Below are 23,217 nucleotides of genomic sequence, written 5' to 3'. Positions count from 1 at the left end.
GCTCAAAGACAACAAGGAACTGACAATGTCTACGCCTATCTATATTTCAGCGGCCGATGCCGATAGTGCACTTACCTGGGAAGGCCTGGTGGCCGCACTGAAGCAATCGCACCTGACACCACAAGCAACCATTGCCGACCTGCACCTGAAAATGGATAAAGGAGGCATGCTCAACCGTGTCGCCTGGATTCCCGGCTTTGGTGTAGGCTTGAAAACCGTTTCTGTTTTTCCCGATAATCCATCTCGCCCTACACCCCTACCGACTGTTCAAGGTGTATTTGTACTCTTTGATGATCAGGACGGTCAGGTTAAAGCCCTGATCGACGGAGCCACTATCACTCGTTGGAAAACCGTTGCCGACTCCTTGCTGGGCGCCTCTTTACTGGCACGAAAAGACAGTGAAACCCTGCTACTGGTCGGCGCAGGTAACATCGCCTCGACGCTGGCGCAAGCCTACCCGCAACTCTTTCCATCGATCAAACGCATTCTGGTGTGGAACCGCACCTTCAGTAATGCCGAAAAGCTGGCAGCCCAGGTGGGTGGCACAGCCGTTGAATCACTGCAGGAAGCCGTGATGCAAGCCGACATTATCAGCTCCGCCACCGTCAGTGTGGAGCCGATCATTCAGGGCGACTGGCTTAAGCCCGGCACCCATCTGGATCTGATCGGCGCCTTCCGCCCCGACATGCGCGAAGCGGATGATAAAGCCATGCAGGTCAGCCGCGTATTTGTCGATTCGCGTAAAACCACCCTGGGAGAGATCGGCGAGCTGATCAAGCCGATTGAATCCGGCGCCATCACTGAAACCGATGTTCTGGCCGACCTCTATGATCTGGTGCGCGATGCCCCCGGTCGCTTAAGCCCTGACGATATCACCCTGTACAAAAATGGCGGCGGCGCACATCTGGATTTAATGACAGCACAGCATATTTTGGAAAAGACATCCGGCAACTAGACACATCAGTTCGCCAGTTCCCGCGCCAGCTCATCAGCCCTATCAGCACAGGCTTGCATTGCCTTTAGAAACATTGCATCCATACCTTCTGCTTCAAAGGTATGGATAGCACGTTCGGTGGTGCCTTTGGGTGACATCACATTGCGCTTGAGCTGTGCAGGCTCTTCACCGGTTTCTTGAGCCATACGCACGGCGCCTAATCCTGTCTGCAGGATTAACCGACGCGCGGCATCAGCTGGCATACCCATTTCAACAGCGGCTTTTTCCATCGCCTCAAAGATCATAAAGAAATACGCCGGTCCACTGCCGGAAATCGCGGTGACCACATCCAGCAATGACTCTTGATCGACCCACTCTGCCAGCCCCACACCGCTAAGCAACTGATTAGCAAAATCGCGCTGTTCTGGCTGCACACTCGGAAGTGCATACAAGCCACTGGCTCCTGCACCCACCAGGGATGGCGTATTCGGCATACAGCGGATAATGGCATGTTCGCCACCCAACCAGGCATTGAGTGTTTCGGCTTGTAAACCGGCGGCTACGGAAATAATCAACGGGCGGGTACGACACACCGAAGATGCGATTTCACGACAAACCCCCTGCATCACCTGAGGCTTCACTGCCAGCACGATTACCTCGGCATCGGCAACAGCCGCCAGGTTATCGGTAGTCACGTGGATGTTAAGACTTTGTTTCAGTGCCTGCAGGTGATCAGCATCGGGCGCGGTCGCTGTAATGGCATCAGATGGATAGCCATTAGCCAGCAGGCCTTTGAAAATTGCACCTGCCATATTACCGGCACCGATAAAGGTGATTTTTTTTGTCGACATTGGCATAACAGCCTCCTCTGCAGTCAGTTTTCCAGAGTGTAATGCCAGTAAGCACACAACACCATCATTCACACTGGCATTACCCCATAACAGGAGCATTCAAAAAAACATCCGGAGAATCCTGCAAGACCTGACAGCACTCTATACTTACAGTGGTGTCATGATAAAAATTCTGCGTGAAGTCAAAACTGAGGACTGCACTATGTTCAAACCGCAAGATGTAATGGATCCAGCCTGGATCAAGCAGCCCACAACTGAGCTCTGGAAAGCCATTTCTCCACTCTATTCCATCGATGAAGACACCTGGCTGCGTGAGCTGATGCCACTGGCCAAGCCTGATGAGCATGAAATTAAAGATTCTGAAGACAAAGCCACCCACCTGATTGAACAGGTTCGCGCTGATGGCGACTCAATCCACATGATTGATGCTTTGTTGCTGGAATACAGTCTGGATACCAAAGAAGGCATTCTGCTGATGTGCCTGGCTGAAGCGCTGATGCGTGTACCCGATGCCGACACAGCCGATGCACTGATCCGCGACAAACTGAGCGTTGCCGACTGGAAAAAACACCTGCGCAACTCTGACTCACTGCTGGTGAATGCCTCCACCTGGGGACTGCTATTAACCGGTAAAGTTGTCACTCTGGATGAAAAGGAAGATGGCTCTGCCAGTGGCATCATTAACCGGCTGGTAAACCGCGTGAGTGAACCGGTGATCCGCAAGGCGATGCAGCAAGCGATGAAAATAATGGGACACCAGTTTGTACTGGGTCGCACCATTAATGAAGCGATGAAGCGTGGCAGTGAATATCGTCAGAAGGGCTACACCTATTCCTTCGACATGCTTGGCGAAGCGGCACTGACCAGCAAAGATGCCAGAAAATACTTTGATGACTACATGAGTGCCATCGAGTACACAGGTAATTTCGTAGACAAAAAAGTACAGGGCCCACGCCCAAGCATCTCCATCAAACTGTCTGCACTGCACCCACGCTATGAAGTCGGGCAGGAAGAGCGGGTGATGACCGAGCTGTTTGACAGCGTACTGCAGCTGATCAAAAAAGCCCGCTCACTGAATGTCGCTATCACCATCGACGCGGAAGAGATGGACCGCTTAGAGCTGTCGCTGCACCTGTTTGCCAAACTTTACCGTGATCCGGCCTGTCAGGGTTGGGGTGGTTTTGGTCTGGTGGTACAGGCCTATTCCAAACGCGCTCTCGCCGTTCTGGTCTGGCTGGCGTCACTGGCCAATGAACAGGGTGACCTGATTCCAGTACGCCTGGTCAAAGGCGCTTACTGGGACACTGAGATCAAGCTATGCCAGCAGAAAGGTCTGGATGGCTACCCGGTCTGGACCCGCAAAGAAAGCACCGACGTGTCCTACCTGGCCTGTGCTCGCTTCCTGCTGAGCGAACAGATCAAAGGGCTGATTTGGCCTCAGTTTGCCAGCCATAATGCGCACACCGTTGCCAACATCATGACGCTGGCCAAGCACGATCAGTATGAATTTCAGCGCCTACACGGCATGGGTGATGCGCTGTATGACCGGGTTGTCAAACAGGCCGGTGTCAGCGTACGTATTTATGCCCCTGTCGGCAGCCATAAAGACCTGCTGCCCTACCTGGTACGCCGTCTGCTGGAAAATGGCGCAAACAGCTCGTTCGTTCACCGCCTGGTGGATGCCCGCTGTCCAATCAGCGACCTGGTACAACACCCTTACACTACGCTGAGTCAGCGCAAAACCCTCAGCAACCCACAGATCCCATTACCGGTGGGTATCTTTGAAGACCGCAGCAACTCCTACAGCCCGAATATCGAAATTGAGTCTCAATGGCTACCGTTCAGCGAGGACGTCAAACGCTTTACCACTCAGCAATGGCTGGCACAGCCGTTTATCAATGGCGAAGCAATTGCTGATCTACCCGGCCACGCGGTAAAAGCACCACATGACAACCGCATCACTGTCGGTGAAGCCAAGTTTGCCAATGCTGAGCTGGTGGATAAAGCCATCAGTGTAGCTCAGGAAGGTTATACGAACTGGAGTGCTACGCCTGTCAGAACGCGTGCGGGTGCGCTACGCAAACTGGCCGACCTGTTGGAAGACAACCTGGCCGAACTCTGTGCTATCTGTCATATGGAAGCCGGAAAAACCATTCAGGATGCTATCGATGAAGTGCGTGAAGCGGTCGATTTTTGTCGCTATTACGCCAACCAAGCCGAGCAGCATTGCAGCCACCCCATCAGCCTCAGTCAACTTGAAGGTGCTAATACCCTCTGGCAGCGTCAGGGACGTGGAGTATTTGTATGCATCAGCCCCTGGAACTTCCCGCTGGCGATTTTCCTGGGACAGATCAGTGCCGCACTTGCGGCAGGCAACAGCGTGATTGCCAAGCCAGCTGAACAAACCAGCCTGATTGCCAGCCGCGCCGCCGAACTGATCTTCGAAGCTGGCGTACCGGGTAATGCCTTCTGTCTGCTACCCGGTGATGGTGCCGGTGTGGGTGCCCCGCTCACCAGCGATCCTCGCATCAGTGGTGTCGCCTTTACCGGTTCCACTGAAACCGCACAACTGATTAACCGGGCACTGGCCAAACGCGATACCGACCCGGTTCCGTTTATTGCCGAAACCGGTGGTCAGAATGCCATGATTGTGGATTCTACCGCACTACCCGAGCAGGTTATCAAGGATGCGGTACTGTCAGGTTTTGCATCAGCCGGTCAACGCTGCTCAGCTCTGCGCATCCTGTGCGTGCAGGAAGATATTGCCGAACGCATTATCGAACTGCTCAAGGGCGCCATGGCAGAACAAGTTGTAGGTGATCCTCGCTTACACAGTACTGATGTCGGTCCAGTCATTGATAAAGAAGCCCAGGCCGGACTGCTGGCGCATATCGACAAGATGAAAGCCTCAACCAACTTCATTGCTCAGTCACCCCTGCCAGCAGACTGCGAACACGGCACCTTTGTCGCGCCAACGGCATTCGAAATTCAGTCCATTGCTGAGCTCGGACGTGAGCAGTTTGGACCTATCGTCCACCTGTTACGCTACAAAGCCAGCCAACTGGACAAGTTGATTGATGATATCAATGCCACCGGCTACGGTCTGACACTCGGTATTCACAGCCGCAACGAGCGCACCGCATCGCATATCGAATCGCGTATTCGGGTAGGTAACTGCTACATCAACCGTAACCAGATAGGTGCTGCGGTGGGTGTGCAGCCATTCGGCGGCCAGGGCCTGTCAGGCACCGGCCCGAAAGCTGGCGGACCACACTACCTGATGCGTTACACCCAACTTACACCTGCTCAGGAGACTCGCTGATGACCACAACAGCCTCTCAAGTAACTCAGGCGCAAGCCGCCTGGGAAGCCTGGAACCATCTAGGGTTCACCCAACGCAGTGAGCGCCTGAAGAAACTTGCCAGCGAACTGCCAGAACTTCGCGACACCAAAACTCAAGCACTGCTGAAGCAACTGCTTGATCGCACCATCACCCTTGAACCCATTCAGGTGATGCCAGGGCCAACAGGTGAGTCTAACGAACTCTACCTGAATGGACGGGGTGTTGTACTGGTCACTGGCGATGCTACAGCAACAGAAGTTGCCCTGGTCGGGCAACTAATCACCGCACTGGCCTGTGGTAACTGCGTGCTATTGCATTGGCCGCAACAGCCGGATTGGGCTCGTAGCCTGGTGGAAAAAGTGCACACGTTTGGTTTACCCAAGGGGGTTATTCATTACCTGTCGGAAGCTGAACTGGAACCTTTACTGGCACTTGAAGGGATCGCCGTGATAGCGCCAGTGTGTACAGCCGCGCAAGCGCGCGACATCAACCGACACCTGGCACAGCGCAAGGGTCTACTGGTACAGCTGGTGAGTGAAACCGATCCACAAGCCTGCACGCACCTGTTACAGCCCGATCACCTGTTGCGCTTTGTAACGGAGCGTACGCGCACCATCAACACCACCGCTGTGGGTGGTAATGCAACACTGCTGGAGCTGGGGAGTACCGAGCTTTAAGTACAAGTAATAAGGGGGCAGGTATATTGCCCCTTTTCTTTTCATTAGTCCTGCATTACCTCACTAGCCTTGCAAAGATCAAGAAAGCTGACCCCTTGAAGCCTAGAAAGCTGAACCTCCCCTAGTTTAACGGACACTTTAAATCAGCGACAATGCTGGCTAAGGAGTGTTCAACATGATTATGAAACGTAAGCCGTATAAAACCTATACCAAGGAATTCAAGCAAGAGGCCATCCGGATGATGGAAGAGTCTGGAAGGCCAGCTGCCGAGATTGCCATGGAGCTTGGGATTCGCCGAAACCAGCTCTACAAGTGGAAGGAGCAGCTTCAAAGCCAGGCTGAACAGGCTTTCTCAGGAAACAGAGGCCGCCCCAAGAAAGAGAATCAGAGTGAGTTAACCACTCTGCGGCGGGAGAATGAGCGGCTGAAGGAGGAGCTGGAAATCATAAAAAAGGCCGCGGCGTACTTTGCGAAGGAATTCAAGTGAAGTACGCATTCATTGGTGAGCACAGCAAAGATCACAGCGTTATTCGCCTCTGTCAGGCCCTGGAGGTATCACCCAGTGGTTACTATGACTGGCGCAACCGGCCAGAGAGCGACCGTGCCAAGCAGAACCGGAAGTTGGTGACGAAGATATCACTGTTCCACAAGGCCAGCCGTGGGATCTACGGTTCACCCCGTATTCACCGAGACCTTTTGGAATCGGGTGAAGCGGTGAGTGAAAAGCGTGTAGCCAGACTGATGCGAGAGAATAACATCCAGTCGAAAATGGCACGCCGATTTGTAATCACTACCGACTCAAAGAATACTATGCAGCCAGCGCCAGACAGGCTCAAGCGTGAGTTCGATGTCGATTTACCCGATAAAGCCTGGGTGACGGACACGACGTTCATTCCTACGCGTCAAGGCTGGCTGTATTTGGCCGTGGTGATTGAGTTGTATTCACGCCAGGTGCTGGGGTGGGCAATGGGAGACAAGAATAACGCTCAGCTTGTCCAGGATGCCCTGACGATGGCTGTCTGGCGTCGAGGTAAGGTAGACTCAGTTATCGTCCATTCGGACCAGGGAAGCACCTATGCCTCGGGCAGCTACCAGCGGCTACTAAAGGAAAACAAACTACTTTGCAGCATGAGCCGGAAAGGGGAATGTCTCGATAACGCTGTGGCAGAGAGCTTCTTCGGAACGCTGAAAACGGAACTGGTCTACGACGAGGACTATCGGTCGAGAGATGAAGCAAAGAAAAGCCTGTTTGAATACATTGAAGTCTTCTATAACAGGCGCAGACGGCATTCTTATCTGGGCTATATCAGTCCAGTGGAATACGAGGCTAAGTACGCCTCTTAATTAAACCGTCCGTTTTATTGGGGGAAGCTCAAGCTGACCCCTTGAAGCCTTGAAGCCCTTTGTATAGATAAGGCCTTAGCTCTATACTAAAGCCGCTTGAGCTATTAACCCCTCAGCGCTACATATCATTGATCAAAAGGACGCACATAGGCTGAAACATGCTTAAGATGCCCACAACTCACCCTGGCACCCCGCTTTGCAGCAGCAAGCTGGTTTTACGTGCAACCGTGCTGGCGCAAGCTGTGGCGATACTCCTGGCACTGGCACCCGGCGCCGTGGAAGATCGCTGGTTTCGATTGGGATTAAGTACCCTGTTCGTACAATGGGTGGCCTTACTTACCCTGCTATTGCTCTGTCAGTTACAAAAGTACCGCCCCAACATATCCGCAAAACGTCTCGCCGCCTGTGCTTTTGCGATACTCCTCACCTGTACCACACTCGTCAGCCTGGCAGCCTTTGTCCTGCTTACGGAAAAAGGCTGGGAACCCCAGGTGAACCTCAGTTGGTTTATACTGCACAATCTAACCATTGCACTGATCGTCGGTATTATTGGCCTGCAATTTTACCTGATGCATCTGGAACGCAATCAACGTATTGCCGCCCAGTCACGCGCTGAGCTGGACGCGCTGCAAGCACGCATACGACCACACTTTCTATTCAATAGTCTGAACACCGCTGCAGAGCTGACCCGAGAAGACCCGGAAGCCGCCGAAGCGGCGTTACTCAACCTGTCCAGCCTGTTTCGTGCCGCCTTGAATGCTGGCGAAGCCTCGACACTAAAGGCTGAAATCGCCCTGGCAAAGGCTTATATCGACCTGGAACGCTGGCGCCTGGGAGATCGACTCAGTATCACCTGGGATCTGCCGGACCCGCTACCTGACACGCCCCTGCCAGCACTCACCCTACAACCCTTGTTGGAGAATGCTGTAGGCCATGGAATTGAACGCATCACCACGGGAGGCAGTATTTCTGTCAGCCTGTTGCAAAGCGAGCAAAACATCACACTGCTGATAACCAATCCAGCCGGAGAAAAGCCGGCTCGCCTTAAAGGCAACGGCATGGCGATTGACAATATTCGTAAACGCCTTGAACTCTTATCAGGTGAACAAGCTAAGCTGATAACAGGTACAATCGATAACCACTATCGCGTTAAACTGGTTATTCCTTATGCGCACACTGATCGTTGATGATGAACCTCTCGCCCGCTCAAGGCTAAAGCGTTTGCTGTTAGCACACCCTGATTATGTCTGTGTGGGTGAAGCCAGCAATGGTGAAGAGGCTATAGCACAAGTTGAAGCACTCAAGCCTGATCTGGTATTGCTGGATATCGAAATGCCCGGCAGTGATGGTTTGTCCGTTGCTGAACAGCTCAATGCCAGACAAATTCCACCTGCTATTATTTTTGTAACCGCTCATCCGGAACATGCACTGGATGCCTATCGCGTCAGCCCGGCTGATTACCTGCTCAAGCCTGTTGATCCAGAAAGACTAACCACTGCCCTCTCCCGTCTGGGTATGCATACGCGAGCTCATCTAGAAAGAAATGAAGAACTGAACCCCTGGATCAGCTACCAAATAGGCAATAGCCTGCGCCGTATTCGCTTTGAAAAAGTACAGTATTTTATGGCTGAGGATAAAATAGTGAAGATGGTGTTTGATGGCGGGGAAGCGATTGTTGAGCAGAGTCTGAAGCAGTTGGAACAACGTTATGGACAACTCACTCTAAGAGCACACAGAAATTGCATCATCAACAAATCACGCATGATTGGCATCCAGAAAGATATACATTCGTGTTATTTCGCCGAACTTTCAGGTACAGCAGACAAGATCGAAGTCAGTCGCAGATTCGCCTCTCAATTGAAACATATTTACCATTTATCAGATGTTTTGGACCGTTGATCCCTAAAACAATTTTCACAACCAAGCATTCATACTAAGCTTGAAGTACTTATACAATACAGCAAGTTTTAGCATACAAACTTTATTCATCGAATTTTACTTATGAAACACAAGTCATCCGGCATAACCTTGATTGAACTACTTGTCGCTATAGCAGTGTTGACGATTTTGCTGAGCATTGGGGTTCCGAGCTTTAATAATGTCATTCAGAACAGCCGCTCCACCGCTTTAGCTAATGAAATTGTGACTGCACTCAATTTGGCACGCTCTGAAGCTGTCAGGAGGGCACAGGATGTTAAAGTTTGTGCTAGTACAGACGAGGCAACCTGCAACGGCGCCTGGGATGGAACCAGTGGCTGGATAGTCATACCTGATGTAGCGGGGGCAACGCCACTAAGGGTATGGGAAGCGCCATCTGCCAGCGCTGTAATAGTGCAAGCAGGTGCTGCTGGGGACATTATTTTTGATGCTTTGGGCGAGCTCAGCGGTGGTGCAACAACTTTATCGACTCGCTTTACTGGTTGCACAGGTGATCAAGCTAGGTCTATTAACATAAACGCCAGCGGCAGAATAAACGCCAGAAGAGTTAGCTGCCCCTAACATGCATATGAATGAATAAATATGATGAACACTTTTAACAGCAGATATCAGAAGGGTGTTTCCCTTATAGAAATACTCATTGCCTTAGTCATACTCTCTGTTGGCTTGCTGGGCATGGCTGGCTTGCAAGCACGTACCCTATCGCTAAACCACAGTGCTTACCAGAGAACACAAGCTGTCAATCTGTCCTATGATATCGCTGACAGAATGCGCGCCAACAGACGCGCTGCACTGGATGGGGATTATGAAATAGACCTGACCGATGCCAACCCCACCGGTAACTCAGTACCAGATCAAGATCTTCGTGAATGGCGTCAAATCATACAAGCCACCCTGCCATCGGGGAACAGCAGCGTGACTCTTAACGGCGACACCGTAACAGTCGTTGTGCAATGGGATGACAGCCGTGGCGCGGAAGGTTTGCAATCTTTTCAAATGGCCACAGAAATATGAGATTAACTTATCTGCAAAAGCCAAAAACACACCAGAGCGGGTTATCACTGATCGAGTTGATGATCTCGATGGTGCTGGGCCTATTGATACTTGCCGGTGTCATTCAGGTGTTTGCATCTACGCAGCAAGCCTACCGAACCCAGGAAGCCATGTCGCGAATCCAGGAGAGTGGCCGCTATGCTACAGAGGTATTGAGCCGCAATATTCGTCAGGCAGGGTATAAGGGTGGCTGTGGGAGTAATGTGGATATTAATATTCTGTTAGATGAAGCTCATAGTGACTATGATGCTGCTGTACATGCGCTGGGGGCTGGATTAGAAGGCTGGAATAATAGTTCAGGCACTTATGCAGCCAGTATGGCAGGCTATGTTGCTAATACAGATGTGCTACTGGTAAAACATGCATCAACGAACTCAGGAGTCACTGCTAGTGGTAATACACCATCACAAGCGGCCAATATAAATTTAACGGGCTCCAGTGATATACCTAAAGGTCAAATCGTAATGGTGGCTGATGATGATGCTTGTGATATTTTTCAGAATGCATCAAGTGTCAATGCGAATAATCTAAACAGAGGTAATCCTGGAGCAGGTATAGGACCCGGAAACAAACTACCTGCCAACACAAACCCATTCAGCAAATCCTATTCAGACAATATGCGTATTATGCTGTTTCAAAGTGATCTTTATTACATAGGCGCCAGCACCGATCCAAACAATACGGCACTTAGAAGAATTCGTTTTGGTGGTTCTGGAGCCGCTGTAGATGAAGAGCTGGTAGATAATATAATTAATATGCAGATCCGCTATGGTGTTGACACAAGCGGTGACAAACGCGTCGATGCTTATATTACTGCAAATAATGTTACTGATTGGGACGACGTCGTCGCGGTAAGAATCAGCTTGTTAGCGCGTAGTGAACATGCCAATATTTTACCAAATAACATGACAGGCATACCTTTTGATGGTGCTACGTTTAATGCACCAGCTGGTGATCGAAGGATGTATCAGGCATTTAACACAACGATCGGTGTACGAAATAAACTTCCATGAGTAATAGATGATGGCTTTAAATCAACAAACAGGCAGTGCACTTATAGTCAGCTTACTCTTTCTACTGATACTGACTATTTTAGGTGTTGCGGGTATTCAAACTACCTCCATGCAGGAGCGCATGTCCGGCAATATGCGTGACCGCAATATGGCGTTTCAAGCGGCTGAAGCGGCACTACGTGGTGGAGAAGATTACGTGCGAGATAACTCCGATAATGAAGCACTGTTTGATGGAGAAGAATTAGCAGATCCAGCAACCTGGGATGGAACTGGTGGAACGACTCATGCGGTAAGTGACATGTTATCAGAGAATCCAAAATATTTTGTTAGTGAACCCGGGCTGTATCGCGTTAACCCAGGTGAACTACCTGCCGAGTTTCATAATATCTTTCCGGTGAATGCAATAGGCTGGGGTGGCACAAATATAACCTCTATTGTTGTTGAGACCAGGTTTAGACCTGTTCAGTAAATTTAAAAGCTGAAAATTAGGTGATGCAAATGACTACTTACCAAACCATTAAAAAAATGCTATCAAAAACAGCTTTTATACTGATCACTCTTATAGTAAGTAGCCATGTAACGGCTGATGTTGATATTTCACCAGTACCCCTTTCAGTCAGGGGAGAGGCGGTCCCCCCCTTAAATATGATTGTAATGGGGCGTGATCACACACTCTATTATGAAGCTTATAATGACGCATCTGATCTCAATGGTGACGGCGAGCTGAACATAGGCTATGAACCGGAAAAAGTTGATTATTATGGCTATTTCGATTCAACACTCTGCTACTCTTATACTAATAATCAATTTAAAGCAGCAGCAGAAGCCGCTAATAAAACCTGCAGCTCCGGCTGGAGTGGCGATTTCCTCAACTATATTACTACGGCTAGAATAGACGCCCTCAGGAAAGTGCTTTATGGTGGCAACCGTATCACCGACACAGAAACTCAAACCGTTCTTGAAAGAAGCTATATTCCCCAAGATGCACATAGCTGGGGTAAAGAATATAGAAGCATCGAACATGATGGTTATGATATAAGAAATTACACACCTCTTGGTTTACCTGCATCTGGCACTCGTCACTTATTCGCAAATACAACTCTACTAAAAAATGATGTATTAACGCCCTATAAAAGCGCAAACATGGAACCTTTGATGCGTGTACTAACAAACTCACGTTTTCGCATTTGGGAGTGGGTAGCCATTGAGCGTCATGTAGCAGGTTCCCGGTGTATTCATGGAGGAAATAACAATAACCCCTGTGTTTATAATGCAGCAGATCTACCTACATCAAATGCCGACAGCCACCAAGAATTTTTGCAAATGCGTGTAGAATTAACTGATTTTGAATGCGGCAGTGATTACATAGCTGACGGAAATATAGATACAACTGGCTCTGATAACAATCCATTTACTGTAGCCAGCGACTGTGGTCATGATTATTATCTCACAAATATAACAGGTCAATTTCGTGCGCAACAGACTGGAACCTATCAGTTTGCAGCGAACGGTGATGATGCTGTTGAATTTGAAATTAATGGAGAAGTAGTATCATATTGGTATGGTGGCCATGGACGTAAGTCAGGCAGCACTGCAAACCAAATAGCACAAGCATTAATTGATGATGCTAATGCACATATAGGGCAGATAGAATTAAACCAAGGATGGCATAATTTTACTTTTAGACATGAAGAACAAACTGGCGGTGATAACTGGCAGCTATTAGTTAAGCGACCTGGCCAAACTAACTGGGAAGTTGTACCCAGCTCACTACTTCGAGCCAGTGAAACCGACACGTCGCAAGGTCCTGTCATTACAACCTGGACAAAAGAAGCAACCGTTCCAGCATCACGCATGACTGATTATGCTGTAAGAGTCGAGGTTTGTGGCACAGAGTTTCAAGAAGAAAACTGCCAACAATACCCTGAGGGAAACTATAAGCCAGTAGGTTTGCTTCAGGACTTCGGTAAAAATGACCAAATGTTGTTTGGCCTGATAACCGGCTCTTATACACATCCTTATAATATGAGGGGTGGATTGCTAAGAAAAAACATTGATAGCATTTCTGATGAAATAGACTCGGCAACAGGGGCTTTCACTACAACCAGCGGTATCATCGATACCATTAGCAAGCTTAGAGTCGTTGATTTTGATGCAGGTAGTAATTTCCAATATAACGGAGGTTGGCTAACCGACAAACCCATGTCTGATTCAAATACAAAGTTTCCCGACTGGGGCAATCCAATTGCTGAAATGCTATATGAAAGCCTAAGATATTTTACAGGAGAAGAAACGGCAACTTCTCAATTTTCTCCGACTCTAGATAATAAGCGAGAAAAGGTCACCCTTCGACATTACTCGGGCACTAACCATATGTTTCTGCCAGCACCGGATTGGATAGATCCGTATGAGGATCGCCTTTGGTGTACGCCATCTGCCCAGTTAATCATCAGTGATGTTAACCCTTCATATGATACAGAGTTTTTACCCGGCAGCAATTTTAATAGCAGCTTTTCTGGCGACCTTCCAAGCGGCGTAAGTCTTAATGTCACCACAGAAGCAGATGCCGTTTGGAGTAAAGAATATGGTAGCAATGGGCTACACTTTATTGGTGAGTCAGGCAGTTTGAGTGATGGTGTGCCCACTGCAAAAACAGTTACTGGTTTTGGTAATATCAGAGGCCTAAGCCCAGCCGAACCGACCAAAGAGGGTGGCTATTACTCAGCAGCTATAACACATTTCGCATATAACAATGATCTGCGAACAGATTTACCTAATACGCAGAACATTAATACTTTTTCTGTTGCACTGGCATCGCCTTTACCAAAAATCGAAATACCAGTTGATAACAAAATTGTTACTATAATTCCTTTTGGTAAATCAGTTGGCCAAGACTCTTCAAGCTGGGCAAGCCGATCTTTTCAGCCTACAAATACTATTGTTGATTTTTTTGTAGAGAAGTTTGAATCGGACCATTATATTTTCAGAATCAACTTTGAGGATGTTGAACAGGGTGCTGATCATGACATGGATGCTATTGTTCGATACGACATCAAAGTCAATAGCGATAACACTATAACCGTTACATTAGATTCTGAATATGCTGCTGGTGGTATTATTCACCATATGGGCTATGTTATTTCAGGCACTGATAAGGATGGTGTCTATTTGGAAGTCCGTGATAGAGCCACATCAGCAGGCAATGACCCTTGGTTCCCAATGGATACCCCTGTTGGGTTTGAAATAGGCGACTGTTATGGCGCCTCACGTCCGTCTGCGTGCTCTGAAAAGCCATCGCTTCCACTACTTGCCACTAGAACATTTACACCCAGCTCAACGTCTACAGCAACACTTCTTAACGACCCGCTTTGGTATGCAGCAAAATATGGTTCAGCAGGCTCGGAAGAGCTGTCAACTGGTGAAACTTCACCTAATTACTTCTTAGTCACTAATGCTTCAAACCTTAAACAGCAATTAACATCAGCATTTGAAGCCATACTCGTTTTGGGTGAGCCCTCAACAACTGCCGCCGCAGTAAGCTCCGGATCACTACGAACTGGCACACTTGCCTATACCGCAGGTTTTCGCCCAGAAGACTGGTCGGGACAATTAAAGGCATTTGAATTAAATACCGATGGTACCGTTGGTTCGATGGTATGGGATGCTGAAAGCAAGCTGCGTGCGATGATACAAGCAAACCTGAGTCGTAATATTTTTACAACCAAGACAGTTGATGATGCACAAACAGCCGTTGAGTTTGAATTTGATCAACTCAGCGCAACACAACAAGGCGCTTTAAATAAAGACTTAAGTAATGTCGCTGATGGGCTGGGCTCTGAACGTGTATCTTGGCTACGTGGAGATGATTCAGCACATAGTACTTTCAGAAGTCGTGAAGCTCCTGGCGGACAACGACTTCTTGGCTCAATTATTAACTCAGATCCACAATTTATGGGCAAACCGAATTTCGGCTTTAGCTTACTACCTGTCGACGCTTCATCTTCTTATAAAAGCTTTAGAAACTCAACAACCTATACCGCCAGACCTGACGTATTATTTGTAGGCACAAACTCAGGTTTTGTTCATGCATTTAATGCAACTTCTGATACAACAGACGGCGGCAAGGAGCTATTTGCTTACATCCCCCAAGAGTTAATTGAACCCGAATCAACCACCGGCTCTGCAGCAAAAGTAAACCGTTTAATGGATACAGAGTATGTCGATAAGCATCAGTATATGGTTGACGGTACTGTCGCCGTAACGGATGCCTATTTTCAAGCGCCGGGAGAATCTGCAGCAAAATGGCGTACCATTGCTGTTGGTAGCATGGGCGCTGGAGGAAAGAGTATTTTTGCACTGGATGTGAGTGATCCTGAAAACTTTAGCGCATCAGATGTGTTATGGGAATTTAACGATGTGGATTTAGGCTATGGCGTAACACATCCTCAGCTAGGCTGTATTGTGACTGGAACCGCCTGTCGGTGGGTAGCGATATTTGGCAATGGTTATAATAGTGCTTCAAATCGTGCCATCTTATACATTGTTGATTTAAAAGATGGGACATTGATTGAAAAACTCGATACGAGTATTGGCAGTGCTGCATCACCTAATGGTATGGCTCCGGCTTCAATTTCAGACTGGCCAAATAACGATCTGGCTATCAATCATGTGTTTGCGGGTGACTTACAGGGCAACGTTTGGAAGTTTGATCTTTCAGGTAACCAAAACCAGTGGAAAAACAATATCGATAAAGTTTTTACTGCTACAGATCCTGATGGTCTAGCTCAACCCATCACCTCACAGATACTTATAGCTGCAAAACCTAACACCAATTCAACTATGATGCTGCTATTTGGTACCGGAAGCTATTTCCGGAATACAGACGGTGATACAGATTATCAGGTCCAGACTTTATATGGACTTGAACAGACCACTTCAAGCAACACTACAATTCTTAAAAATCAGTTACTTGAGCAGGAAATAACCTGGATTAATTCGGCCGGAGGGTATCAGTCAACCAGCACCAACTCAGTGGGTGCCACTCAAGTTTATAAAGGATGGTATTTAAACCTGGCTGTTAATGACGTATCAGACGGTGAGCGTGTTATTAACAAACCCACCATTATCCCAGGTATTCGCAGAGACCGGGTACTCTTCACTTCGATGGCACCCGCTACGGACCCCTGCATTGGTGGTGTTGAAGGTCGCTATACTGACTTAATGATCGGTACAGGTGATAGAAATACCTCTTCAGTATTCGATCTTAATCAAGATGGTAAAATTGATGCTGGTGATATTGTAGATGGGGAAGTTGTCAGCCGTGTAACCGGAAGCTCCCATACAGGTGAGTCAGCAACAATAGTCACTGATGAAGAAGGACGCGCCTTTGCACTTGAAGGTGGATTAGAAGAAGATGAAGATCTAACTGAAATACTGGGCACAGGACAACAATTCGGAAGGCAATCATGGCAGCAACTGAGATGAGCTTATACAATCACCCAAAAAAATCGTTCTTTCATAGGGGTTTTAGCCTGATAGAACTTATGATAGTTGTCGCAATCGTAGCGATTTTAGCTTCGATTGCCTATCCATCCTATCAAAATAGTATTATTAAAACCCGAAGAGGTAATGCAACGGCTTGTCTGCTTGAGATGTCCCAATTCCTCGAGCGTTACTACACTGCAAACCTTAGATATAATTCAGCCGACACAACTGTTAACCCGCACCCTGACCCTACAGCTTTAGGTTGCACCTCTGAGAATGATATAGATAGCTTTTATACTTTTTCAGTCGCAAGCTTAGCTCAAAATAGTTATCAGCTAAATGCTGCACCGGTGGCTGGTAGTGTGCAGTCAAGTGACAGCTGTGGAACCCTGACACTGAACAATATTGGACAGAAAACAGCTGCCGATTCAGACTGCTGGTAATTACAGATCACTATAGAAGGCAGCTAGCTACTTGTAAGCTAGTTGCCTTCTATCAATTCACACTTGCAAATAATCCAGTATCCCCTCAGCCGCATTACGCCCTTCATCGATGGCAGTGACCACCAAGTCAGAACCTCTTACCATATCCCCACCGGCAAACACCTTAGGGTTAGTAGTCTGGAAGGCAAAGCGGTTGGCTTCTTTGGGTTGTGCGGAGGTATCTACACGTCCATCCTGATGCAGGCCGATATTCTGATCAGCAAACCAGGGGGCTGGGCTGGGGCGGAAACCGAAAGCGACCAGTACGGCATCGGCCTTGAGGATTTCCTCAGAGCCTTCAACAACTTCAGCGCGCTGACGGCCATTTTCATCCGGCTCACCCATACGGGTAGTGACGACTTTGACACCGGTTACCTGGCCATCTTCACCAATGATCTCCACTGGCTGGCGGTTAAACACAAATTTAACCCCTTCTTCGCGGGCGTTAACCACTTCGTTTTTGGAGCCAGGCATATTGGCTTCATCACGACGGTAGGCACAGGTCACGGATTTTGCGCCCTGACGGATAGAGGTGCGGTTACAGTCCATGGCGGTATCGCCACCACCAAGCACCACAACCCGCTTACCTTTCAGGTTAATATATTTGGATACGTCTTTCTCATAACCCAGACAATGGTTCACGTTGGAGATCAGGAATGGCAGGGCTTCAAACACACCTTGCAGATCTTCACCGGGAAAACCGCCCTTCATATAACTGTAGGTACCCATACCCATGAAGACAGCGTCGTATTCACTCAGCAAGGTATCTATTGTGACATCCTTGCCAATTTCGGTATTCAGACGGAATTCGATACCCATGCCTTCAAAAACTTTACGACGGCGCACCATCACTGATTTTTCCAGCTTAAACTCTGGAATACCGAAGGTCAGCAAGCCACCGATTTCCGGGTAGCGATCGAACACCACCGGTTTAACACCATTACGTACCAGCACATCTGCACAGCCCAGACCCGCAGGGCCTGCACCGATAACAGCAACTTTTTTATCTGTCCAGACCACGTTGGACATATCCGGCTTCCAGCCCATAGCGAAAGCGGTATCGGTGATGTACTTTTCAACAGAGCCGATGGTGACAGCACCAAAGCCGTCATTCAGAGTACAAGCACCTTCACACAGACGATCTTGTGGACACACGCGACCACAGACTTCCGGTAGTGTATTAGTCTGATGACTAAGCTCCACGGCTTCCATGATGTTGCCTTCGGATACCAGCTTCAACCAGTTAGGGATGAAGTTATGTACCGGGCATTTCCACTCACAATAAGGATTACCACATTCCAGACAACGGTGTGCCTGATTCTCCGCGTGACGCGGTTTAAACGGTTCATAGATCTCGGCAAACTGCTTCTTACGAACAGTTGCATTGATTTTATCCGGACCTTTACGGCCCACTTCTATAAACTGAAAATCATTACTCAGACGGTCAGCCATCTTTACACCTCATTCGCAGGCCGGCTCGCAGCCGGCTCTACCTTTAATCATTACCCGTCAGGGAGTTCAGGACGCTCTTATTCAGGGCGTTTGCGAATACTGTTCAGCAGGTCATTGATCCCGGTTGCATAGGGTTTAACCAGCCAGAACTTCCCAATCAGGTCATCGAAGTTATCCAGAATTTCCTGACCCCAGGCGCTACGCGTTTCACGGGTGAATTCAATGATTGTTGAGCGCAGGTGGTTCTTATGCGCTTCCATCTGCTCAGTGGCAATACGGTGGATATCTACCAGCTCATGGTTGTATTTATCCACGAAGCTGTTATCCAGATCCAGTACATAGGCAAAACCACCGGTCATACCCGCACCGAAGTTATACCCGGTTTTACCTAACACCGTAATGATGCCACCGGTCATGTATTCACAACAATGATCGCCCGCACCCTCGATTACCGCATGACAACCAGAGTTACGTACACCGAAACGCTCACCCGCCTGACCGGCTGCAAACAGCTTTCCGCCAGTTGCACCATAGAGGCAGGTATTACCCATAATGGAGGCCTCATGGGTTTTGTAACTCACATCGTCAAAAGCACGTAGTACGATCTTACCGCCAGCCATGCCTTTGCCGACATAATCGTTGGCATCACCTTCCAGGTAGAGGTACTGACCACCGGCATTCCAGACACCAAATGACTGGCCGGCATGACCTTTGAAGTTATAAATCACCGGCTCATCTGACATGCCCAGGTTGCCGTGTAGTTTGGCAATCAGGCCTGAAGTGCGAGCACCTACTGAGCGATCACAGTTGGTAATCTTAAACAGGAACTCTCCACCACTCTTTTCCTGAATCGCGGCGCTGGATTGTGCCAGCATCTCATTGTTCAAACTACCCGGATCGTAAGGCTCGTTACGGTGCTGCTGAACGGTATGCGGTGCCTCTGTCGGAATATTGGCCTGACTCAGCAAAGGCGACAGATCCAGACATTTCTGCTTATCGGTCTCACCTTCCAAAACTTCCAGCAGGTCGGTACGCCCCACCAGTTCTTCCAGCGTACGCACACCCAGCACGGCCATCCACTGGCGTGTTTCTTCAGCCACAAAGCGGAAGAAGTTTTTAACCATTTCCACGGTGCCGCGGAAGTGCTCTTCACGCAGATCGGCACGCTGTGTTGCCACACCGGTTGCACAGTTATTCAGGTGACAGATTCGCAGGTATTTACAACCCAGGGCCACCATCGGCATGGTACCAAAGCCAAAGCTTTCAGCACCCAACATGGCAGCCTTCACCACATCCAGACCAGTTTTCAGGCCACCATCTGTCTGCAGGCGGATTTTACCGCGCAACTGGTTGCCGCGTAACGACTGGTGAGCATCGGCCAGACCCAGTTCCCAGGGGGAACCGGCATAATGGATAGAGGTCAGCGGTGATGCCGCTGTACCGCCATCGTAACCGGAAATAGTGATCAAATCGGCATAAGCCTTGGCAACACCGCAGGCAATAGTGCCAACGCCCGGACGCGATACCAGTTTGACCGATACCAGGCCTTCCGGATTGATCTGCTTCAGGTCGAAAATTAACTGCGCCAGATCTTCAATCGAGTAGATATCATGGTGTGGTGGCGGCGAAATCAGCGTGACACCGGGTACTGAGTAGCGCAGACGCGCAATCAGCGCATTGACCTTACCGCCAGGTAACTGCCCGCCTTCACCTGGTTTGGCGCCCTGAGCGACCTTGATCTGCATCACATCGGCACTCATCAGGTATTCCGGGGTCACCCCGAAACGACCAGAGGCGATCTGCTTGATCTTGGAGCGTTTGATGGTGCCATGACGCGCGGGATCTTCACCGCCTTCACCGGAGTTGGAGCGACCACCCAGTTCATTCATTGCCACAGCCAGTGCTTCGTGAGCTTCGGGAGACAAGGCCCCCAGCGACATGGCGGCTGAGTCAAAGCGGGTGAACAGTTTTTCGGCAGATTCAACCTCAGACAGTGGAATCGGCTGAATATCCTTACGAATGCCCAGCAGGTCACGCAGGGTGGCCACGCCACGCTTGTTGACCAGATCAGCATAGCGCTGATAATCGCGCACATCCCCACTGCTAACAGCTTTATGAATCGTGGTGACTACATCGGGGTTATAGGCGTGGTATTCACCATTATGGATATACTTGAGCAAACCGCCCTGCTGGATCGGCTTGCGTGCACTCCAGGCTTCGGCGGCCAGCAGAGACTGCTCCTGCTGGAAGTGCTCAAAACGCGCCCCTTCGATACGGCTGGTGACACCCTTGAAACAGAGGTCAACCACTTCGCTGGAAAGGCCCACAGCTTCAAACAGTTGTGCCGAACGATAGGAGGCAATGGTAGAAATCCCCATCTTCGACAGGATTTTCATCAAGCCTTTGTTGATACCTTTACGGTAACTCTCGTGGGCTTGCAGTGGCTCACCGGCGATTTCGCCAGTACGGCACAGATCATTCAGGACGCGATAAGCCAGGTACGGATATACCGCTGTGGCACCGAAGCCAAACAGCACGGCAAAGTGGTGAGAGTCACGTGCTGTGGCAGTTTCCACCACCAGGTTAGCACTGGTACGCAAACCTTTAGACACCAGATGCTGATTCACGGCACCGGTTGCCATGGCGGCATGAATCGGCAACTTACCTTGTTTGATATAGGCATCACTCAGAATCAGAATGACTTTGCCATTACGAGCAGCCGCTTCGGCCTGCGCACACAGATCGACAATCGCCTGCTTAAGGCCGACTGCCGGATCGTATTGCATATCCAGAGTTTGTGATTCAAAGCCTTCAATGTTCATATCCCGCAGGCGTCTGAATTTACTCGCCGATAGCACTGGAGATTTCAACACGATACGCCGAGCATGTTCCGGTGTTTCTTCAAACACATTCTTTTCACGACCAATGCAGGTCTGCAGCGACATAACAATCGCTTCACGCAAGGGATCGATTGGCGGGTTGGTAACCTGAGCAAACTGCTGGCGGAAATAGTCATATACAGACCTGACCCGGCTTGATAGCACGGCCATGGGTTTATCATCACCCATAGAGCCCACGGCTTCCATACCCGATTCACCCAGGGGACGCAGCACCTGATCACGCTCTTCAAAGGTGACCTGGAACATTTTCATGTGAGTGCGGGTTTCTTCCGGGCTCATCTCACGAAAGGCCGTGGACTCTTCGACGAAATTCATCGTCTGTTCCAGCGGTATAGAGTGCTCGCGCAGCCACTTACGATAGGGTTGACGTGATTTCAGAATTTTATCGACATCAGCGGTATGCATCACTTCACCGGTCTGAGTGTCAACAACCAGTATTTGTCCTGGACCCACTCGTCCCTGCGCCTTGATGCTGGAGGGCTCATAATCGAACACGCCGATTTCAGAGGCGGTACATAGCAATCCATCATCGAGCATCACCCAGCGAGAGGGCCGCAGACCATTACGGTCCAACATGCACACAGCATAACGGCCATCGGTCATGACCATGCCCGCAGGGCCATCCCAGGGCTCCATGTGCATGGAGTTGAATTCATAGAAAGCACGCAGGTTGGAGTCCATGGTTTCAACATTCTGCCAGGCCGGAGGCACAATCATGCGCACGGCGCGGTAGATATCCATACCGCCGACCATCAGGAACTCCAGCATGTTATCCATGCTGGAAGAATCTGAACCGGTGCTGTTCACGATAGGCTGCAGCTCATCGACATTCGGCAACAGCGGGGTAGCAAATTTAGTGCTACGCGCACGAGACCAGGCCCGGTTACCTTCGATGGTATTGATTTCACCATTGTGTGCCAGAAAACGAAACGGCTGCGCCAGTGGCCAGCGCGGCGCGGTATTAGTTGAAAAACGCTGATGGTAGGTACAAATTGCCGTCTGTAAACGCTCATCACTGAGGTCTTTATAAAAGACCGGCAGGTCGACGGGCATCATCAGGCCTTTGTAGGAAATAACCTTGTCAGACAGACTACAGATATAGAAATCTGGATCATTACCGAGAGCAATTTCAGCCTTGCGTCTGGCGCTGAACAGGCTGATAACAAACTCACGTTCAGACTTTTCTTCTGTATCGACAAACACTTGCTCAATACGTGGCAGAGTATCTTTGGCGATGGGCCCCAAACAAGCTTCATCTGTAGGCACTTCACGCCAGCCTTTGACTCGCAATCCTAACTGGGTCAATTCACTATTAACCTGGTTACGGGCTTTTTCAGCCAACGCTGGATCCTGCGATAGAAACACCATACCTACGGCATAGAGATCACTCAGATCTACTTTGAGTGCTTCTTTTGCCACGGCTCGCATGAATGTGTCCGGTTTCTGCATCAGCAGACCGCAACCGTCACCGGTTTTGCCATCTGCTGCAATCCCCCCGCGGTGCGTCATACAGGCTAATGCCTGAATCGCTTTCTGCAGGAGGCTATGACTTGCTGTTCCCTGCATGTGCGCCATCAGACCAAAGCCGCAGTTGTCCTTGAATTCACCTGGGCGGTACAGACCATTGCTCATAAGCCAATCTCACTAAAAAACCAATAAAATCAATGCGTTAATAACGCAAGATATAAAAACCCCTTATCCCGGAGTCAAAAAAGGGGTGTTTATGCTACACCCCTTATGGGATAA

16 protein-coding genes are annotated in these 23,217 nt (G+C 49.3%); 13 read left to right on the top strand and 3 right to left on the bottom strand.

The window, feature by feature from the left end; genetic code table 11:
* Positions 1-25: 25 nt before the first annotated feature.
* Positions 26-955, top strand: coding sequence for an ornithine cyclodeaminase family protein (locus F5I99_RS01460; RefSeq protein ID WP_151053313.1), 930 nt, complete (start codon positions 26-28; stop codon positions 953-955).
* Between the two features lie 5 nt (positions 956-960).
* Here the strand turns inward: F5I99_RS01460 and proC are convergent, their stop codons facing one another.
* The gene (gene proC, locus F5I99_RS01455; RefSeq protein WP_151058875.1) at positions 961-1,785 is read right to left on the bottom strand and encodes a pyrroline-5-carboxylate reductase; all 825 of its coding nucleotides are present in this window, start codon (positions 1,783-1,785) and stop codon (positions 961-963) included.
* Positions 1,786-1,987: 202 nt separating this feature from the next.
* Between proC and putA the strand changes: the two genes are divergently transcribed.
* The 12 genes from putA (at position 1,988) to F5I99_RS01395 (ending at position 17,080) form a co-directional block, all read left to right on the top strand.
* Entirely contained in the window at positions 1,988-5,107 is a 3,120-nt protein-coding gene (putA, locus tag F5I99_RS01450) for a bifunctional proline dehydrogenase/L-glutamate gamma-semialdehyde dehydrogenase PutA (protein ID WP_151053312.1), read from the top strand.
* Complete coding sequence (locus F5I99_RS01445; protein WP_151053311.1) at positions 5,107-5,805, top strand: hypothetical protein; 699 nt, start codon at positions 5,107-5,109, stop codon at positions 5,803-5,805. The genes putA and F5I99_RS01445 overlap by 1 nt, the downstream gene beginning before the upstream one ends.
* A gap of 175 nt (positions 5,806-5,980) precedes the next feature.
* Positions 5,981-6,292 (top strand): transposase, encoded by a 312-nt coding sequence (locus F5I99_RS01440; protein WP_151053310.1) that lies wholly within the window; start codon positions 5,981-5,983, stop codon positions 6,290-6,292.
* Positions 6,289-7,149 carry an IS3 family transposase gene (locus F5I99_RS01435; protein ID WP_191905919.1) on the top strand — a complete coding sequence of 287 codons (861 nt, stop codon included), beginning with the start codon at positions 6,289-6,291 and terminating at the stop codon, positions 7,147-7,149. Before F5I99_RS01440 ends, F5I99_RS01435 begins: the two co-directional genes overlap by 4 nt.
* 158 nt (positions 7,150-7,307) lie before the next feature.
* Positions 7,308-8,336, top strand: coding sequence for a sensor histidine kinase (locus tag F5I99_RS01430; protein WP_151053308.1), 1,029 nt, complete (start codon positions 7,308-7,310; stop codon positions 8,334-8,336).
* Positions 8,317-9,048, top strand: a complete 732-nt coding sequence (locus F5I99_RS01425) for a LytR/AlgR family response regulator transcription factor (protein WP_151053307.1) — start codon at positions 8,317-8,319, stop codon at positions 9,046-9,048. The genes F5I99_RS01430 and F5I99_RS01425 overlap by 20 nt, the downstream gene beginning before the upstream one ends.
* A gap of 102 nt (positions 9,049-9,150) precedes the next feature.
* The gene (locus F5I99_RS01420) at positions 9,151-9,648 is read left to right on the top strand and encodes a GspH/FimT family pseudopilin (RefSeq protein WP_151053306.1); all 498 of its coding nucleotides are present in this window, start codon (positions 9,151-9,153) and stop codon (positions 9,646-9,648) included.
* A gap of 21 nt (positions 9,649-9,669) precedes the next feature.
* Entirely contained in the window at positions 9,670-10,101 is a 432-nt protein-coding gene (pilV, locus tag F5I99_RS01415; protein ID WP_151053305.1) for a type IV pilus modification protein PilV, read from the top strand.
* Positions 10,098-11,153: a PilW family protein gene (locus tag F5I99_RS01410; RefSeq protein WP_151053304.1), complete on the top strand. Its 1,056-nt coding sequence runs from the start codon at positions 10,098-10,100 to the stop codon at positions 11,151-11,153. The genes pilV and F5I99_RS01410 overlap by 4 nt, the downstream gene beginning before the upstream one ends.
* A gap of 7 nt (positions 11,154-11,160) precedes the next feature.
* A complete protein-coding gene (locus F5I99_RS01405) occupies positions 11,161-11,622 on the top strand; it encodes a pilus assembly PilX family protein (RefSeq protein WP_225307500.1) in 462 nt (153 codons plus the stop codon).
* Between the two features lie 29 nt (positions 11,623-11,651).
* Positions 11,652-16,637 (top strand): pilus assembly protein, encoded by a 4,986-nt coding sequence (locus tag F5I99_RS01400; protein WP_151053303.1) that lies wholly within the window; start codon positions 11,652-11,654, stop codon positions 16,635-16,637.
* Complete coding sequence (locus F5I99_RS01395) at positions 16,619-17,080, top strand: type IV pilin protein (protein ID WP_325063006.1); 462 nt, start codon at positions 16,619-16,621, stop codon at positions 17,078-17,080. The genes F5I99_RS01400 and F5I99_RS01395 overlap by 19 nt, the downstream gene beginning before the upstream one ends.
* A gap of 57 nt (positions 17,081-17,137) precedes the next feature.
* Here F5I99_RS01395 and F5I99_RS01390 read toward each other — a convergent pair whose 3' ends face one another.
* Both F5I99_RS01390 and gltB read right to left on the bottom strand, forming a co-directional pair.
* Positions 17,138-18,571, bottom strand: coding sequence for an FAD-dependent oxidoreductase (locus F5I99_RS01390; protein WP_151053302.1), 1,434 nt, complete (start codon positions 18,569-18,571; stop codon positions 17,138-17,140).
* A 77-nt stretch (positions 18,572-18,648) separates the two neighbouring features.
* Positions 18,649-23,103, bottom strand: a complete 4,455-nt coding sequence (gene gltB / locus F5I99_RS01385) for a glutamate synthase large subunit (RefSeq protein ID WP_151053301.1) — start codon at positions 23,101-23,103, stop codon at positions 18,649-18,651.
* Between the last annotated feature and the right edge of the window lie 114 nt (positions 23,104-23,217).

It is taken from the genome of Nitrincola iocasae, from assembly GCF_008727795.1.
Taxonomy (GTDB): domain Bacteria; phylum Pseudomonadota; class Gammaproteobacteria; order Pseudomonadales; family Balneatricaceae; genus Nitrincola; species Nitrincola iocasae.
Note: the sequence above shows the minus strand (reverse complement) of the source record. Positions and strands in the feature narration are given on the sequence as shown.

Bases quoted from the DNA above. Each gene is read 5' to 3' on its own strand.
- F5I99_RS01460 (WP_151053313.1), top strand. From the start codon at position 26: ATGTCTACGCCTATCTATATTTCAGCGGCCGATGCCGATAGTGCACTT.
- proC (WP_151058875.1), bottom strand. From the start codon at position 1,785: ATGTCGACAAAAAAAATCACCTTTATCGGTGCCGGTAATATGGCAGGT.
- putA (WP_151053312.1), top strand. From the start codon at position 1,988: ATGTTCAAACCGCAAGATGTAATGGATCCAGCCTGGATCAAGCAGCCC.
- F5I99_RS01445 (WP_151053311.1), top strand. From the start codon at position 5,107: ATGACCACAACAGCCTCTCAAGTAACTCAGGCGCAAGCCGCCTGGGAA.
- F5I99_RS01440 (WP_151053310.1), top strand. From the start codon at position 5,981: ATGATTATGAAACGTAAGCCGTATAAAACCTATACCAAGGAATTCAAG.
- F5I99_RS01430 (WP_151053308.1), top strand. From the start codon at position 7,308: ATGCTTAAGATGCCCACAACTCACCCTGGCACCCCGCTTTGCAGCAGC.
- F5I99_RS01425 (WP_151053307.1), top strand. From the start codon at position 8,317: ATGCGCACACTGATCGTTGATGATGAACCTCTCGCCCGCTCAAGGCTA.
- F5I99_RS01420 (WP_151053306.1), top strand. From the start codon at position 9,151: ATGAAACACAAGTCATCCGGCATAACCTTGATTGAACTACTTGTCGCT.
- pilV (WP_151053305.1), top strand. From the start codon at position 9,670: ATGATGAACACTTTTAACAGCAGATATCAGAAGGGTGTTTCCCTTATA.
- F5I99_RS01410 (WP_151053304.1), top strand. From the start codon at position 10,098: ATGAGATTAACTTATCTGCAAAAGCCAAAAACACACCAGAGCGGGTTA.
- F5I99_RS01405 (WP_225307500.1), top strand. From the start codon at position 11,161: ATGATGGCTTTAAATCAACAAACAGGCAGTGCACTTATAGTCAGCTTA.
- F5I99_RS01400 (WP_151053303.1), top strand. From the start codon at position 11,652: ATGACTACTTACCAAACCATTAAAAAAATGCTATCAAAAACAGCTTTT.
- F5I99_RS01395 (WP_325063006.1), top strand. From the start codon at position 16,619: ATGGCAGCAACTGAGATGAGCTTATACAATCACCCAAAAAAATCGTTC.
- F5I99_RS01390 (WP_151053302.1), bottom strand. From the start codon at position 18,571: ATGGCTGACCGTCTGAGTAATGATTTTCAGTTTATAGAAGTGGGCCGT.
- gltB (WP_151053301.1), bottom strand. From the start codon at position 23,103: ATGAGCAATGGTCTGTACCGCCCAGGTGAATTCAAGGACAACTGCGGC.